This window comes from Mesorhizobium sp. WSM4830 (assembly GCF_055811495.1).
The window spans coordinates 60,743-75,323 of sequence record NZ_JBVVQI010000011.1; the positions used below are offsets into that span (position 1 = coordinate 60,743).

At 62.8% G+C, this 14,581-nt stretch carries 11 protein-coding genes; 4 read left to right on the forward strand and 7 right to left on the reverse strand.

The window, feature by feature from the left end; all coding sequences use genetic code 11:
• Nucleotides 1-154 precede the first annotated feature (154 nt).
• Nucleotides 155-832 (forward strand): sugar transferase, encoded by a 678-nt coding sequence (locus AC0L2Y_RS16025; RefSeq protein ID WP_352487956.1) that lies wholly within the window; start codon nucleotides 155-157, stop codon nucleotides 830-832.
• Between the two features lie 207 nt (nucleotides 833-1,039).
• Nucleotides 1,040-2,251: a polysaccharide biosynthesis/export family protein gene (locus tag AC0L2Y_RS16030; RefSeq protein ID WP_292659420.1), complete on the forward strand. Its 1,212-nt coding sequence runs from the start codon at nucleotides 1,040-1,042 to the stop codon at nucleotides 2,249-2,251.
• 124 nt (nucleotides 2,252-2,375) lie between these two features.
• On the opposite strand, the gene AC0L2Y_RS16035 is transcribed toward AC0L2Y_RS16030, so the two are convergent.
• The gene (locus AC0L2Y_RS16035) at nucleotides 2,376-3,647 is read right to left on the reverse strand and encodes an O-antigen ligase family protein (RefSeq protein WP_473557627.1); all 1,272 of its coding nucleotides are present in this window, start codon (nucleotides 3,645-3,647) and stop codon (nucleotides 2,376-2,378) included.
• 330 nt (nucleotides 3,648-3,977) lie between these two features.
• Here AC0L2Y_RS16035 and AC0L2Y_RS16040 point away from each other — a divergent pair, with 330 nt between their 5' ends.
• Nucleotides 3,978-4,730: an SDR family NAD(P)-dependent oxidoreductase gene (locus tag AC0L2Y_RS16040; RefSeq protein ID WP_473557630.1), complete on the forward strand. Its 753-nt coding sequence runs from the start codon at nucleotides 3,978-3,980 to the stop codon at nucleotides 4,728-4,730.
• A 40-nt stretch (nucleotides 4,731-4,770) separates the two neighbouring features.
• On the opposite strand, the gene AC0L2Y_RS16045 is transcribed toward AC0L2Y_RS16040, so the two are convergent.
• Nucleotides 4,771-5,352, reverse strand: a complete 582-nt coding sequence (locus tag AC0L2Y_RS16045) for a DUF1349 domain-containing protein (RefSeq protein WP_473557632.1) — start codon at nucleotides 5,350-5,352, stop codon at nucleotides 4,771-4,773.
• Between the two features lie 38 nt (nucleotides 5,353-5,390).
• Nucleotides 5,391-6,827, reverse strand: a complete 1,437-nt coding sequence (locus tag AC0L2Y_RS16050; protein ID WP_473557841.1) for an aldehyde dehydrogenase family protein — start codon at nucleotides 6,825-6,827, stop codon at nucleotides 5,391-5,393.
• Nucleotides 6,828-7,002: 175 nt separating this feature from the next.
• On the opposite strand from AC0L2Y_RS16050, the gene AC0L2Y_RS16055 reads away from it, so the two are divergent.
• The gene (locus AC0L2Y_RS16055; RefSeq protein ID WP_473557633.1) at nucleotides 7,003-8,034 is read left to right on the forward strand and encodes a hydroxyacid dehydrogenase; all 1,032 of its coding nucleotides are present in this window, start codon (nucleotides 7,003-7,005) and stop codon (nucleotides 8,032-8,034) included.
• Nucleotides 8,035-8,060: 26 nt separating this feature from the next.
• Here the strand turns inward: AC0L2Y_RS16055 and AC0L2Y_RS16060 are convergent, their stop codons facing one another.
• The 4 genes from AC0L2Y_RS16060 to nirB form a co-directional block, all read right to left on the reverse strand.
• Nucleotides 8,061-8,546: a hypothetical protein gene (locus tag AC0L2Y_RS16060; RefSeq protein WP_473557636.1), complete on the reverse strand. Its 486-nt coding sequence runs from the start codon at nucleotides 8,544-8,546 to the stop codon at nucleotides 8,061-8,063.
• Nucleotides 8,547-8,649: 103 nt separating this feature from the next.
• Nucleotides 8,650-11,568 (reverse strand): nitrate reductase, encoded by a 2,919-nt coding sequence (locus AC0L2Y_RS16065; protein WP_473557638.1) that lies wholly within the window; start codon nucleotides 11,566-11,568, stop codon nucleotides 8,650-8,652.
• A gap of 3 nt (nucleotides 11,569-11,571) precedes the next feature.
• On the reverse strand, nucleotides 11,572-11,901 hold the full coding sequence (gene nirD / locus AC0L2Y_RS16070) for a nitrite reductase small subunit NirD (RefSeq protein ID WP_473557641.1): 330 nt from the start codon (nucleotides 11,899-11,901) through the stop codon (nucleotides 11,572-11,574).
• A 211-nt stretch (nucleotides 11,902-12,112) separates the two neighbouring features.
• On the reverse strand, nucleotides 12,113-14,563 hold the full coding sequence (nirB, locus tag AC0L2Y_RS16075) for a nitrite reductase large subunit NirB (protein WP_473557643.1): 2,451 nt from the start codon (nucleotides 14,561-14,563) through the stop codon (nucleotides 12,113-12,115).
• Between the last annotated feature and the right edge of the window lie 18 nt (nucleotides 14,564-14,581).

Consider the following 14,581-nt stretch of genomic DNA (forward strand, 5'->3'; position numbering starts at 1 on the left):
TGCGACATAAAGGCGAAATTTTGTGCAGGACGAGTTTATTATTTAGTCAGTTCATGACGCGACTATTACAGCCGGCTGGGAAATTGTGTGTTGCGCTGCAACATTTTTTTGGTATCGTGCGCCAAACCATCCGTTCAACGTATGGAGTTTACGCATGAGGGACGTAGCCAAGCCGGCCGATGCGGATTTTTCGCAGGCCGGCCTCGATTTTCCGCCACCGATCGGCGGCCTGCTCAAACGCAGCTTCGATATTGCCGGTTCGCTGATCGGCCTGGTCGCTCTCAGCCCGCTGTTCGTGATGATAGCGCTGCTTGTCAGGTTTTCCGATGGCGGGCCGATTTTCTATGGTCACAGCCGAATCGGCCGCGGAGGACGGATTTTTCCGTGCCTCAAGTTCCGCACCATGGTTCCAGACGGCGAGCGGGTGCTTGCTGCCTATCTCGCCGCGAATCCGGAGGCCAACGCCGAATGGATGGCGACCCGCAAGTTGAAGAACGACCCGCGGATCACGCGCGTCGGAGCGGTGCTGAGGAAGCTCAGCCTCGATGAGTTGCCGCAGATCATCAACATCCTGCAGGGCGATATGAGCCTGGTCGGGCCTCGTCCCGTGGTGCGCGATGAGCTGGAGATCTATGGCAATTCGGCCGTCTATTACCTGAAATCGCGCCCCGGCCTGACCGGGCTCTGGCAGGTCAGCGGACGCAACGATGTTTCCTACGACAGCCGCGTCGCGTTCGACAGGCACTATGTCGAGAACTGGTCGATGTTCGAAGACATTCGCATCATCATCAAGACCGTACCTGCGGTCTGGATGTCGCGAGGCTGCTACTGACGGCCGCTTGCTGGCCGTGCATCGAGGAGCGACTGTCCAGAATTCGGGCCCGGAACTCAGGCCCCTGACTCAGGCATCGGCAGCTCATCGGGCGGGGCAAACCAGATCGGAAACGCTCAGTTGAAAGCAGATATAATCGATATCTTTTGCACCGGCATTCTCTCCAGACACATGCGGCGAGTACGGCTTTTGACGACTTGCCTCACAATGGCGACCGGCTTGACGCTGTCGCTAGCCCTGCCACAGTTCGCCTTCGCCGACGACTATCGGCTTGGAGCACAGGACAAGCTGACCATCCGCGTGGCGGAATGGCAGACCGTCGAAGGCACGTTCCGTGACTGGTCGGCCATCAATGGAGAATACACGGTCGGCCCCGCTGGAACCTTGTCGGTTCCCTTCGTCGGCGAGATGCCCGCATCCGGCAAGACGACTTCGGAGATCGCGGCATCGCTCGGCGAGGCACTGCAGCGCAAGCTCGCTCTGGCCGACAAGCCGGAGGCTTCCGTCGAAATGGCGCAGTACCGGCCATTCTACATCTCTGGCGAGGTGCAATCGCCCGGCCAGTACCCTTGTGTGCCTGGGTTGTCCGTGCTGAAAGCGATGAGCATTGCCGGCGGAGCCCGGCGGAACCCGGAGAGCGGGCAGCGCTTCGACCGCGACCTGATCAATGCCAAGGGCAATTTCGACGTACTACAAGACCAATTGGTCAGGCTGACCGTCAAGCGCGCCCGCGTCGAAGCGGAACTGGCGGACAAGCCGACATTCGCGGTGCCGAAAGAGGTAGCCGACGATCCGAAACTGCCCAGCATCGTTGCCGATGAAACGGCGATCCTGGCGGCCGACCAGAAGAAACTCAAGCTGCGCTTGCAGGCGCTCGACGATTTGAAGGCGCTGCTGCAGAGCGAGATCGATTCGCTGCAGAAAAAGATCGTCAACCAGCAGAAGCAGGTCGATCTGGCGAAGGAGCAGCTCAACGGCATCGGCTCGCTGGCGCAAAAGGGCCTGGTCGTCAACACGCGGGTTTTGAACTCGCAGCAAACCATCGCCGACCTTGAAGGCCAGATCCTGGATTACGAAACGGCAATTCTCACGGCCAAGCAGTCGATCAGCAAGGCCACCCAGGACGCCATCGATCTCGAGAACACCCAGAACTCCAGCCTCGCGACCGACCGGCAACAGACGGAAGCCGATCTCAACGAGGTGACGCTGAAGCTGAATATGGAAAAGGCCTTGATGTCCGAGGCCTTGTCGGGCAGCCCCATGCCGCAATTCTACGGCAATAACGAACCAGCGGCCTTGTCATTTTCCCTGGTGCGGGTGGTCGACGGCAAGACCAGCGAAATCACCGCCGATGAAGACACACCGGTGCTGCCAGGGGACGTGATCAAGGTCAAACCGGCGCCCTTGGCCATCCAGTAGCTTCTTTCCACCGGAGCGAAGCACCAACCCCGCAGGCAGCGGTCTGCGGGGTTTTTGCGTTTGGTATCTTATAGATCAGAAAACAAGGCGGCCTTCGGGCAGGAACCGCCTGGATCCGCCCGCTCTAGCCTCGCACGGCGTCCGGTTCCTTTAGGTGGTTCACGGCGCTCCACCGGGAAGGAGCGACGGCCGGCACCCTCACCAGCTTGAAGTAGCTGTAGTACAGCAGAAACGATCCCATGATGTAGGGGTTAAGGGTCTCGACCTCGACGAAGGAGCGGATGAACAGAAGCACCATGACGCCGGCAAGAATCACGGAGTCGGCTTGCCATGTCCTGAATATCAGCGCCGAGACGTGACCCCAGAGCGTGCGCAGGATGATCAGCGAAAGCAGTGTCGCGCCGACGAAGCCGAGTTCCACCAAGGTCTCGATGTAGGTGTTGTGGAAGTGGAAGCCGCTTCGCGCGGCGATGTAGAATTCGTTCCACAGCCGCTCGGCCTCGGAGAAGCCCTGCACCCAATAGGCCGCGTAGCCGACGCCGAGGATGGGCGATTGCTGCGCGGCATTCCAGCCCTGTTGCCAGAGGTAGGTTCGTCCGGTGAGCGTCGAATCCTTGCCGAAAAGGCCAAGGACAAAGTCCATCAGCCCGAGATTCAGCGCAATCACGGTGCAGGCGACCAGCCCGCCCGCACCGATCATGAAAATCACCCGGCGATGGCGGAGCGAAAGCAGCTTGCCGATGGAAAGCAGGGCGACCAGAGCGAGAACCGCCGGGGTCGATGCCATCGAAGTTGCCGAATGCGACACCACCAGCAGATAGCCCGATAGAAGGACAATCGGTACGATCAGCAAAAAGCTTATCCGGCCGCGCCTGAGAAAGGCGAGGTAGACAACGCAGAAATAGATGCCAAGCGATGCGACAAAGCCGATCTGGTTCTTGGAGCTGAACGCGCCGACGAAATTATACGTCCCATCGAGAACGTCGTAGGAATAACTCGCGACCTTGAGCGAGTAGAGCAGGACGACGAAAATCCCGATCAGGGCGCCTATGGTCAAAGTCCGGACGCTGACGGTGCGCGCGGCAATGTAGGCGCAGGCGATATGGGAGCAATATTGGACGGCCGTCCTTGCCGTGGTGCCGGGAGACGCCGACCAGAACACCGAGAAGCAGACATAGGTTGCAAAGGCCAGCGGAAGCCAGGCGCTGGAAGCGTGCCTTAATATCTTCCGATAGTCGACCAGGATGAGCGGCAGCCAGACTGCATAGTAGGCCAGGATCATGGCCTGGCCGAAAATGGTCGAGTAGGAGAACGCCCAGATCGAGACGGCAACGGCAAAGCTGCCATAGACCGTGTTCTTGTCCGGATCAATCAACAGAGATTTTGGAATCTTCATCTCGGTAGCGGTTTTCCGTCCTTGCAGCTCAATGCCGATTTCATGGACCGCTCATGGGCCGATTCGTCGGATCGATGGGAGCCTCGCCTGCAGGCGCTCGCATTGTGCAGTGCAATATAACCCATCCAGCGCCGCCTGTCACCCGGATGCCAGCCGGCCAAGTCGTTCCAGCCGTTCTCCGCAATACCGGACGAGACGATTTTGGCCAGGAGGCGGTGCCGTCCAATTGCCTGGTGCTGGCCCATCACAAGCTGTTCTGACGCTGCAAGTCCGCGCTTGAACTTGTCCGCCGTTGACTGCACATTCGCCGCCGATTGGGAGGAAGACCACATGCCGATGAGTTTCGCAGGACGATTTGCCGGACGATCTGCTGTTATCACCGGCGGCGCCTCAGGCATCGGCCTGGCCGTCGCGCAAAGGATCACCGGCGAAGGCGGACGTGTTTCGGTCTGGGATCGCGATGCGGCTCAGATCGAGCAGGCCAAGGCCATTCTTCCAGGCCTGCACAGCGTCACCTTAGACGTCGCCGACCCCATAGCGGTCGAAGCCGCCGCCGGAGAGACGATCGAAGCGCTTGGCGCAGTCGATGTCCTTGTCACCAGCGCTGCCATCACCGGACCGAACATGACGACCTGGGAGTATTCGGTGGAGGATTGGCGCCGGGTCATCGACATCAACATCAACGGCGTCTTCTTCTGCAACAAGGCGCTGGTCCCGCATATGCTCGAACGCAATTACGGCAGGATCGTCAACATCGCCTCGATTGCCGGCAAGGAAGGTAACCCGAACGCCTCGGCTTACAGCACCTCCAAGGCGGCGGTGATCGGCATGACCAAATCGCTCGGCAAGGAACTGGCCAAGACCAAGGTGACGGTGAACTGCGTCACGCCCGCGGCCGTGCGCACCGCGATCTTCCAGCAGATGAGCCAGCAGCACATCGACTTCATGCTGTCCAAAATACCGATGGCACGGTTCGGCGAGGTCGAGGAGGTGGCGGCGCTGATTTGCTGGATCGCGTCCGAGGAATGCTCGTTCACGACGGCTGCCGTCTTCGACGTCTCCGGCGGCCGGGCGACCTACTGAGGCCGGCCCGACGCAAACCGCCCGACCGCATCGCGGCGCCTCAGTCGTGAAGCTCTCGCGAGATCGGCGGGCCGATCGAAAAATCGCTGAACGTCACCTCGAAGCCCTCGCGCTGCGGCGAACAGCACATCATGCCGACATCGACCGTTTTCGACGGCGGGAAATAAGCAAGCCGCACCGGTTTCCAGTGCTTGTCGGACGCGTCCAGATACTGGACGCGGATCGTCTCGGCATGGCGGGTCAGGCGGATTCTGACCCCGTCGGGGTCGGCGGGAATGCTACCCAGCGACCAGTCGGAGGCATCGTTGGTGACGACGACGGAAAAATACATCAGCCCGTCGGTGTATTCGATGCCGGCCTTGATCCAGTGCGTCTCGCTCAGGCGGACCATAAGGCCGGCTTGGTCGTAAAGCACCTCATACTGCCCCTTGACCGTGACTTCGGCGCTGAAATCGCCCTCGACCTCACGATAGAGGAAATGGCCATTGTCACGCCAGAAGCCGTAGAACGTCTCGCGCCAGAAGTCGGTCTCCTTGCCGGTCCGCACTTGCACCGTATCGTTGCCGAAGGCGTGGTGCGGCGGCGGATTGAGCCAGGTCAGGTCGGTATTCTCAGATGTCATCGATTTGCTCGCCTGCCTGGCTGGTCTGCCGCCTTTTCTTAGCCGGCAAACGTGTAAGCGGTCTTCACCGTGGTGTAGAACTCTGCGGCATAGCGGCCCTGCTCGCGCGGGCCGTAGCTCGATCCCTTGCGCCCGCCGAAAGGCACGTGGAAGTCGACGCCCGCCGTCGGCAGGTTGACCATGACCATGCCGGCTTCCGAATTGCGCTTGAAGTGCGTGGCATGCTTGAGGCTCGAGGTGCAAATGCCGGAGGTCAGGCCGAACGGCGTGTCATTGGCCACCGTCAGCGCCTCGTCATAATCCTTGACGCGGATGACGTTGGCGACCGGTCCGAAAATCTCCTCGCGCGAGATGCGCATGGCGTTGGTGGTTTCGGTGAACAGCGCCGGCTGCAAATAGAAGCCGCGGGTTTCGCGATCGAGCCGCTCACCGCCGAAAGCGAGGTCGGCACCTTCCTGACGTCCGATGGCGATATAGTCTTCGTCCTGTTTGAGCTGGCTCTGGTCGACAACCGGTCCGATCTGGGTCTTCGCATCGAGAGCGTCGCCGACGACCAGCTTGGCCATGCGGTCCTTGAGCGCCTCGACAAAGCGGTCATGGATGCCGTCCGTCACCACCAGGCGGGACGAGGCCGTGCAGCGCTGGCCGGTCGAGAAGTAGGCACCGTTGATGGCGCAATCGACGGCGACGGCAAGGTCGGCATCGTCGAGCACGACAAGCGGGTTCTTGCCGCCCATTTCGAGCTGGAACTTGCGCATGTGCTCGACGCTGGCGGCGGCGACGCGCTTGCCGGTGCCGACCGAGCCGGTGAAGGTGATGGCGTTGAGGTCAGGACTGTCGAGCATGGCCTGGCCGACGACCGAACCCTTGCCCATCACCAGGTTGAGCACGCCCTTGGGCAGCCCGGCGCGGTGCAGGATGTCGACAATGGTCCAGGCGCTCTCCGGAACGAGTTCCGCCGGCTTGAAGACGATGGTGTTGCCGTAGGCCAGCGCCGGAGCGATTTTCCAGGCCGGAATGGCGATCGGGAAATTCCACGGCGTGATGATGCCGACGACGCCGACCGCCTCCCGGGTGATCTCGACGCCGACGCCGGGCCGTACGCTCGGCACCAGCTCGCCCGACAGACGCAGCGTCTCGCCGGCGAAGAAGTCGAATATCTGTGCAGCCCGCACAGTCTCGCCGATGCCCTCGACCAGCGTCTTGCCTTCCTCGCGCGCCAACGCCCGGCCGATTTCATCTTTCCGCGCGGTGATCTCGTCCGACGCCTTCCTCAGCACAGCATGGCGTGCCAGCAGGCCCGATCGGGACCATGCCGGAAATGCTGCTTTCGCCGCCGCGATGGCCTGCCGGGCCTGCTCGGCGTCCCCCGACGCATATTCGCCGACCACGTCGTCGAGATTGGACGGGTTGATGTTGCGGGAGCCGGCATCGCCTACCCACTCGCCATCGATGAGGTTCTTTCGAAACGGGATCATGTCACTGTCTTCCTTGTCGTCCTTCGATCGCCGTCTATCTGGACCACCGACCGCCACACCGCAAGGCCGAAGAAGGCAAACTTCTCCTCCTCGACCGGCATGTGATAGGTGTCGGGGGCGGGAAAAGACGATTCTAGTGTGGTGCGACGCGGATCGCACGGGAGGAAGTATCATGTCCGACAGCGCCTTGCCGCTGGTGATCAGCGCACCCGAACCGCGGACACTCGACCTGATCTTCACGCCGGCTGCGCTGGCGAAATTTCGATCGAAATACCGCATTGTCGAAACGTCGCCCGATGGGGTGGCGGCGCTGCCGGCGGATATCCTTGCCGAGACCCGCTACATCGTCGGCCAGCCACCGATCGCGCCGGAGACGCTGGAAAAAATGAAGGCGCTGCGCTGCATCTTCAATGTCGAGAGCAACCTCATCAACAACATGCCCTACGAGACGCTGTTTTCGCGCGGCATCCATGTCGTCACCACCGGCCTGGTGTTTGCCGAACCGGTGGCCGAGCTCGGCCTCGCCATGGCGCTCAACCTCGCCCGCGGCATCGTCGACGCCGATCTTGCATTTCGTCAGGGCAAGGAGCTGTGGGGCGGCGACGGCAACCAGACGGCGCGGCTTCTTTCCGGTGCGGATGTCGGCATTATCGGCTTCGGCGATCTTGGCCGTGCGCTCAACCGGCTGCTGTCGGGCTTTCGCACGTGGACAAAAGTCTTCGACCCGTGGCTGCCGCCGTCGATCCTGATCGAAAACGGCGTCGAGCCGGCCTCTCTCGACGACGTTCTGTCGAACAGCGATTTCGTCTTCGTCGTCGCTTCGGTGACCAGCGAAAACCAGGGTTTCCTCGGTGCGGAGGCATTTGCCAGGATGCGCAAGGGAGCCGCTTTCATCCTGCTCAGCCGAGCCGGCGTGGTAGATTTCCCGGCACTGATGGATGCTGTCCGCAGCGGCCATATCGTCGCCGCCAGCGATGTTTTTCCTGAGGAGCCGCTGGCCCAGGATCACCCGGTCCGCACATTGCCGGGGTTCCTGCGCTCCGCCCATAGGGCCGGTGCGCTCGACGTCGCCTTCAAGCGGATGGGCGACATGGTGCTGGAAGACATGGACTTGGTCGACCGCGGCCTGCCACCGATGCGTTCGAAGCGGGCCGAGCGTGAGACCGTTTCGCGAATGCGCTCAAAGCCGGTCGACAAGAATTAAGCCGTCCGCCCGACGGTCGCACATACTCAGACGCTGAAGGACCAAAACAGGCAGGCCAGTGTCGCCGCAGCGAAGACGACGAAGAACAGGCTTCTCAACAGGATGTTGCGGCGCAGCTCGTTGATGAAGAGATGGCATCCGACGACGGCTGCGACAAACAGGAGCCGCCAGTTCAGCAGTGTCGAGAGCACATCGCGCTGACCGAAAGCAAATCTCGCGGCGAGACATCCAACGATGACCGCAAACAACACGATGACCGTCCAGAAGATCGCATCGGCGGCATGTGTCAGGACGATGCCAGCGAGCCTGATCGGCAGAACCATCATCAGCAGTGCGCTGAAAAAATACACCGCCGCGAGCGGAATGAACGCCGCCGCATCGGCGACGTCGCTCAGGCGCTTGGCGCCGATCGCGCCATAGGGATAGCCATGCCTGGCCACCGCCAGGCTGAGCGCCATCAGCAAGGCCGTCAGCACGGCGGCAAGTGCGAATGAGGTCAGGGCTTTGCTCATAGGGCTCCCGTTCCGAACGAATCGAAGTCAGAACGTTGGTAGCCCATGGTTTGTAAATTGCTAGTAAGCATCATGCGGAGGCGCGGCAGAGTTCCTCGGCGCATCACTCCGCAGCTTGCAGACGCCGCCCGTCGATAATGGTCTTGATCTCGGCGCGGCAGGAGCCGCAATTGGTGCCGGCGTGAAGGGCGGCGCCGATTGCCGCAACGCTGGTGCAGCCGCCGCGCACCGCTTCCGCGATCTGGTTGGCACCGACCCCGAAACAGGCGCAGACGATGGCGCCGCGATCGACGCTCTTGCCACCAGGCCTGCCGGCGACAATCGCCAACCGCGCCTGCCGATCGGCATGGTCGGCATCCAGTTGTTCGACCGCCCAGCCGCGCGACACCGCTACCGGAGTAGGCGCAAGATAGAGCGCGCCGACCAGCCGACTGCCCGCGAAACGGGCGAAGCGATGGTGCCCGCCGGCGATGTCGTGATAGGCGAGCGTCTCGCCTTCCATGCCTAACAGGGAGGCGGCAAACGCGGTCCAGTCGCGGCTGTCCTGCAGCGCAATTTCAAGCCGCCAGCCGGCGGGGCAGCGGGCGAGGCCCCAGTAATCGGCGTCGATGGATGCGGGCCGTTCGGCAAGCACGGCGAAGCCGAAGGCAGTGGCGGCGAACCGCTCGATGCGGGCGGCAACATTCTTCGAGGCCGGCTGGCCTGAACTCGCGTCGGTCGTCGGCGCGACCAATGCATCGACGCGCGCGCGGGCGGAGAACTGATCGGTCCAGTGCATCGGTACGAACACAGAGCCTTGGCGTTGGCGCACCGTCACCAACGCGCGGACCAGCACCTCGCCATACGCGGTTGAGACGCGCACGATATCGGCATCGCCGATGCCGTAGTGCTGCGCATCCGCCGGATGGATTTCGACGAACGGTTCGGCCATGTGCTGCGACAAGCGCGGGCTTTTTCCCGTGCGCGTCATGGTGTGCCAGTGATCGCGCACGCGCCCGGTGTTGAGTATCAGCGGATAGTCCGGGTTGGTGCGGGTTTCGACGGTTGGGCGGATGGCAATGAAGCGTGCCTTGCCGTCGGGCGTGTAGAAGTTGCCGTTGGCGAAGAAGCGGGTACTTTTGTCCTCCGGCTGGCGCCAAACACCCCCCTCTGGCCTGCCGGCCATCTCCCCCTCAACGGGGGAGATTGGCAGTTTTGCCGCTGGAACGCTGGAAATTGGTGAAGGCCGTGGTGGCGGCGGATCTCCCCCCTCGAGGGGGAGATGGCCGGCAGGCCAGAGGGGGTCGGCACGACCGGGCTCCACCTCGTAGGCTTCACCGACCCCACCCCGTCCCGCTTGTTTCGCTTCGCTCAACGCGCGTGCCGACCCTCCCCTCAAGGGGGAGGGTGAGGCCGGCGCTGGCCATTGGAATGGCGCCAACTTCTCATAGGTCCCTGCATCAATCCCGGCATACGCGCCTATATTAAAATCGCGCGCGCCGTCATTCTCGAAACCCGACAACGCGGCATGCTCGGCGAAGATGTCGGCCGGCGACACATGCGAAAACGCCTCGCCAAACCCCATCCGCTTGGCGACCTCAGCGATGATCCACCAATCTGGCCTTGCCTCGCCGGGCGTGGCCAAGAAAGCCCGCTGGCGCGAGATGCGGCGCTCCGAATTGGTGACGGTGCCATCCTTTTCGCCCCATGCGGTGGCCGGCAGCCGGACATGGGCGTGGCGGACCGTGTCGGTCTCGCGCAGCACGTCCGACACCACGACAAACGGGCAGGCCTTGATCGCCGCTTCGACGGCATCGGCATCCGGCATCGAATCGACCGGATTGGTGGCCATGATCCACAGCGCCTTGATGCGTCCGTCGGCCACCGCTTGGAACATCTCGACCGCTTTCAGGCCGGGTTTTTCGGCGACCGTTGGGGCATTCCAGAAGCGCTGCACGCGATTACGGTGCTCGGGGTTTTCGATCTCCATGTGGGCAGCCAGCATGTTGGCCATGCCGCCGACCTCGCGGCCGCCCATGGCGTTGGGCTGACCGGTCACCGAAAACGGCCCGGCGCCGGGCTTGCCGATGCGGCCGGTGGCCAGATGGCAGTTGATGATGGCGTTGACCTTGTCGGTGCCCGAAGACGACTGGTTCACGCCCTGGCTGTAGACGGTCACCGTCTTCGCCGTCGCGGCAAACAGGCTGTAGAAGCGGGCCAGTTCGTCCTCACTGAGACCCGTGGCCGCCGCGATGCCGGCAGGGTCGAGCGCCGAGGCAGCGAAAAGCGCTTGCCCGAAGCCGGTCGTGTGCGCCGTGATATAGGTGCGGTCCAGCGCGTTGTGCTGGCCGAGATAGGCGAGCAGGCCGGTGAACAAAGCGACGTCGCCATCGGGCGCGATCGCCAGATGCATGTCCGCGATATCCGATGTCATAGTGCGGCGTGGGTCGATCAGCACCACCTTCAACTCGGGCCGCTTTTCCCGGGCGGCGGCAATGCGCTGGTAGAGCACCGGATGGCACCAGGCGAGATTGGAGCCGACCAGCACGATCAGGTCGGCAAGTTCCAGATCCTCGTAATTTCCCGGAACGGTGTCCGAGCCAAAGGCGCGACGGTGGCCGGCGACCGACGAGGCCATGCACAGGCGCGAATTGGTGTCGATATTGGCCGAGCCGATGAAGCCCTTCATCAGCTTGTTGGCGACGTAATAGTCCTCGGTCAGCAACTGGCCGGAAACATAAAAGGCGACCGAACCGGGGCCGTGCTCGGCTATGGTTTGCGAGAAGGTCGAAGCGACAAGATCGAGCGCTTCGTCCCAGTCGGCGCGGCGACCGTGGATCTCCGGATGAAGCAGCCTGCCGTCGAGGTTGATGGTCTCGGCCAGCGCCGAGCCTTTGGAGCAGAGCCGGCCGAAATTCGCCGGGTGGTCCGGGTCGCCACGAACGGTTATTTCACCGTCCGCGGCGACCTTCGCCAGCACGCCGCAACCCACCCCGCAATAGGGGCAGGTGGTCCTCACCTCGCGCGCTTCATCAATCCGCATGGTTCACGCCGCGCGGCTGGCCAGCGCGTCCAGCGCAATGAACAGCCGCTCGCCCTCGACCTTCACCGGAATCGTGCGCACGCTACCTTCGTCGGTGCCGAGCGCCTTGCCGGTTTCCAGCGAGATCACCCAATTGTGCAAGGGACAGGTCACCGCAGCGTCATGGACGATACCCTGGCTGAGCGGCCCACCCTTGTGCGGGCAATGGTCATCGATGGCATAGACCTGGTCGTCCGCCGTGCGGAAGACGGCGATTTTTCCCTGAGGGGTGTCGACGCAGCGCGCACCACGGCGGGGGATGTCGGAGAGCGTGCCGATAGCGATCCAGTTCATTGGGCTGCCTTTGCTTGATAGGAACGCGCCAAGGCACCCCCCTCTGTCCTGCCGGACATCTCCCCCTCAAGGGGGGAGATTGGCAGTTTCGCGGGCACCGCCCAGTCTGCAACGTTGGAGAGTGGCGAAAGCATTTGCGACAGCAAATCTCCCCACTTGAGGGGGAGATGGCCGGCAGGCCAGAGGGGGGCGCCTCGCGCAGACATCTCCATCACTCCGCCGCCTCGGCAAATCCCACCGAAGCCATCGGCCGGAATTCATGCTTGTCCTTGCCGGAGACGCGCTCCGACCAGGGGTCGACCTGCGCGAATTTCTGGCTGAAGAGGAAGCGCTCGAAATAGGCCTTGCGCTTCTCGCCATCGTCCATGATCTGGCGCTTGATCTCGGCGATGCCGACGCGCTTGGCCCATTTGTAGATACGCTCGAGATAGCGGCCCTGCTCGCGATACATCTGCGTCAGCGCGACGATATGCTCCAGCGCCTCGTCCTCGGTCTTGACCAGGCCGAGCACTTCGGTCCCCTTGATGTCGAGGCCAGCGGCGCCGGCGAAGTGGATCTCGTAGCCACTGTCGACGCAGATCACGCCGACATCCTTGCAGGTCGCCTCGGCGCAGTTCCTCGGGCAGCCCGAGACCGCCATCTTGACCTTGGCCGGGGTCCACGAGCCCCACATGAATTTTTCGATGCGGATGCCCAAGCCGGTCGAATCCTGCGTGCCGAAGCGGCACCAGTCCGAGCCGACGCAGGTCTTCACCGTGCGCAGTCCCTTGGCATAGGCGTGGCCGGAGACGAAGCCAGCCTGGCCGAGATCGGCCCATACCGCCGGCAGGTCTTCCTTGCGGATGCCGAGCATGTCGATGCGCTGGCCGCCGGTGACCTTGACCATCGGGATCTCGAACTTGTCGACGACGTCGGCGATGGCGCGTAATTCGGCGGCGTTGGTGACGCCCCCCCACATGCGCGGCACCACCGAGTAGGTGCCGTCCTTCTGGATGTTGGCGTGGACGCGCTCGTTGATGAAGCGCGACTGGTAATCGTCGGCGTATTCGTCGGGCCAGTCGCAGACGAGATAATAGTTGAGCGCCGGCCGGCATTTGGCGCAGCCGCAGGAGGTTTTCCACTCCAGCTCCTGCATAACGGCGGGAATGGTCTTCAGGCCCTTGGCCTTGATCAGCCGGCGGACCTCATCATGGCCGAGCGTGGTGCAGCTGCACATCGGCTGGACCGCCGCGGGGTTGTATTTGTCGCCGATGGTCAGCACCATCAGCTTTTCGACCAACCCGGTGCAGGAGCCGCAGGACGCGGACGCCTTGGTGTGGGCGCGCACGTCGTCGAGCGAGGTAAGGCCCTTGGCCGTGATCGCGCCGGTGATCTTTCCCTTGCATACGCCGTTGCAACCGCAGATTTCCGCATCATCCGGCAAGGCTGCAACGGCCGCCATAGGGTCCAGGGGGGCGCCTCCCTGGTAGGACTGGCCGAAGATGAGCGTGTCACGCATCTCGGATATGTCGGTCTGCTTCTTCTTGAGGTCGTTGAACCAGGCGCCGTCCGCTGTCTCGCCATAGAGCACGGTGCCGATGATGCGGTCGTCCTTGAGCACCAGGCGCTTGTAAACGCCGGCTGCGGCATCGCGCAGCACGATCTCCTGGCGATCCTCGCCCTCGGCGAAGTCGCCGAGCGAGAACAGCTCGATGCCGGTGACCTTGAGCTTGGTCGGCGTGTCCATGTGGACGAAAGCCGCCGCCTCATTGCCGGCCAGATGGCTGGCGGCGACGCGCGCCATCTCGTAGAGCGGCGCGACTAGCCCGTAGACCTGGCCGTTGACCTCGGCGCATTCGCCGATTGCATAGATGTCGGGATCGTTGCTGCGCATGCCGGCGTCGACGACGATGCCGCGATTGACCGCAATGCCGGCTTCCTTGGCCAGCGCCGCATTCGGCCTGATGCCTACCGCCATGACGACAAGCGTCGCCGGGATGATGGTGCCGTCGGCAAGCTCCACCCGCTCGACCTTGCCGTTGCCGGTGATCGCCTGGGTGTTGGCTTTGGTGATGACCTTGATGCCGCGCTGCTCGACTGCGCGCTGCAGGAGATAGCCGGCGGCCGGATCGAGCTGACGCTCCATCAGCGTCGGCATGACGTGCAGCACGGTGACGTCCATACCTTGCGCGTTCAAGCCCGCTGCTGCCTCGAGCCCGAGCAGGCCACCGCCGATGACCACGGCCTTGGCCCGTGACTGGGCGGCAACCATCATCGCCCGGACGTCGTCCAGATCGCGATAAGTGAGCACGCCCGGCAGGTCATGGCCGGGCACCGGAATGATAAACGGCACCGAGCCGGTGGCGATGACGAGCTTGTCGTAGGGCTCGGTCACGCCATGATCGGAGGTGACGGTCTTTGCCTGCCGGTCGATGGCGACGATCTTGTGGCCCTTGTAGAGGGTGATGCCGTGCTTGATGTACCAGCCGTCGCCATGGATGATGATCTCCTCATAGGCCTTTTCGCCCGACAGAACCGGCGACAGCATGATGCGGTCGTAGTTCACGCGCGGCTCGGCGTTGAAGATGGTGACCTGGTAGCGCCCAGGCGCCTTTTCCAGGAGGTGCTCCAGCATGCGCCCGGGGGCCATGCCGTTGCCGATGATAACGAGTTTCTCGGTCATGTCCTGATCCACTCCGGT

What these genes read in the sequence shown, in the direction of transcription:
- AC0L2Y_RS16030 (WP_292659420.1), top strand. Translation starts at nt 1,040, where the DNA reads ATGGCGACCGGCTTGACGCTGTCGCTAGCCCTGCCACAGTTCGCCTTC.
- AC0L2Y_RS16060 (WP_473557636.1), bottom strand. Translation starts at nt 8,546, where the DNA reads ATGAGCAAAGCCCTGACCTCATTCGCACTTGCCGCCGTGCTGACGGCC.
- AC0L2Y_RS16035 (WP_473557627.1), bottom strand. Translation starts at nt 3,647, where the DNA reads ATGAAGATTCCAAAATCTCTGTTGATTGATCCGGACAAGAACACGGTC.
- nirD (WP_473557641.1), bottom strand. Translation starts at nt 11,901, where the DNA reads ATGAACTGGATCGCTATCGGCACGCTCTCCGACATCCCCCGCCGTGGT.
- AC0L2Y_RS16065 (WP_473557638.1), bottom strand. Translation starts at nt 11,568, where the DNA reads ATGCGGATTGATGAAGCGCGCGAGGTGAGGACCACCTGCCCCTATTGC.
- nirB (WP_473557643.1), bottom strand. Translation starts at nt 14,563, where the DNA reads ATGACCGAGAAACTCGTTATCATCGGCAACGGCATGGCCCCCGGGCGC.
- AC0L2Y_RS16045 (WP_473557632.1), bottom strand. Translation starts at nt 5,352, where the DNA reads ATGACATCTGAGAATACCGACCTGACCTGGCTCAATCCGCCGCCGCAC.
- AC0L2Y_RS16055 (WP_473557633.1), top strand. Translation starts at nt 7,003, where the DNA reads ATGTCCGACAGCGCCTTGCCGCTGGTGATCAGCGCACCCGAACCGCGG.
- AC0L2Y_RS16025 (WP_352487956.1), top strand. Translation starts at nt 155, where the DNA reads ATGAGGGACGTAGCCAAGCCGGCCGATGCGGATTTTTCGCAGGCCGGC.
- AC0L2Y_RS16040 (WP_473557630.1), top strand. Translation starts at nt 3,978, where the DNA reads ATGCCGATGAGTTTCGCAGGACGATTTGCCGGACGATCTGCTGTTATC.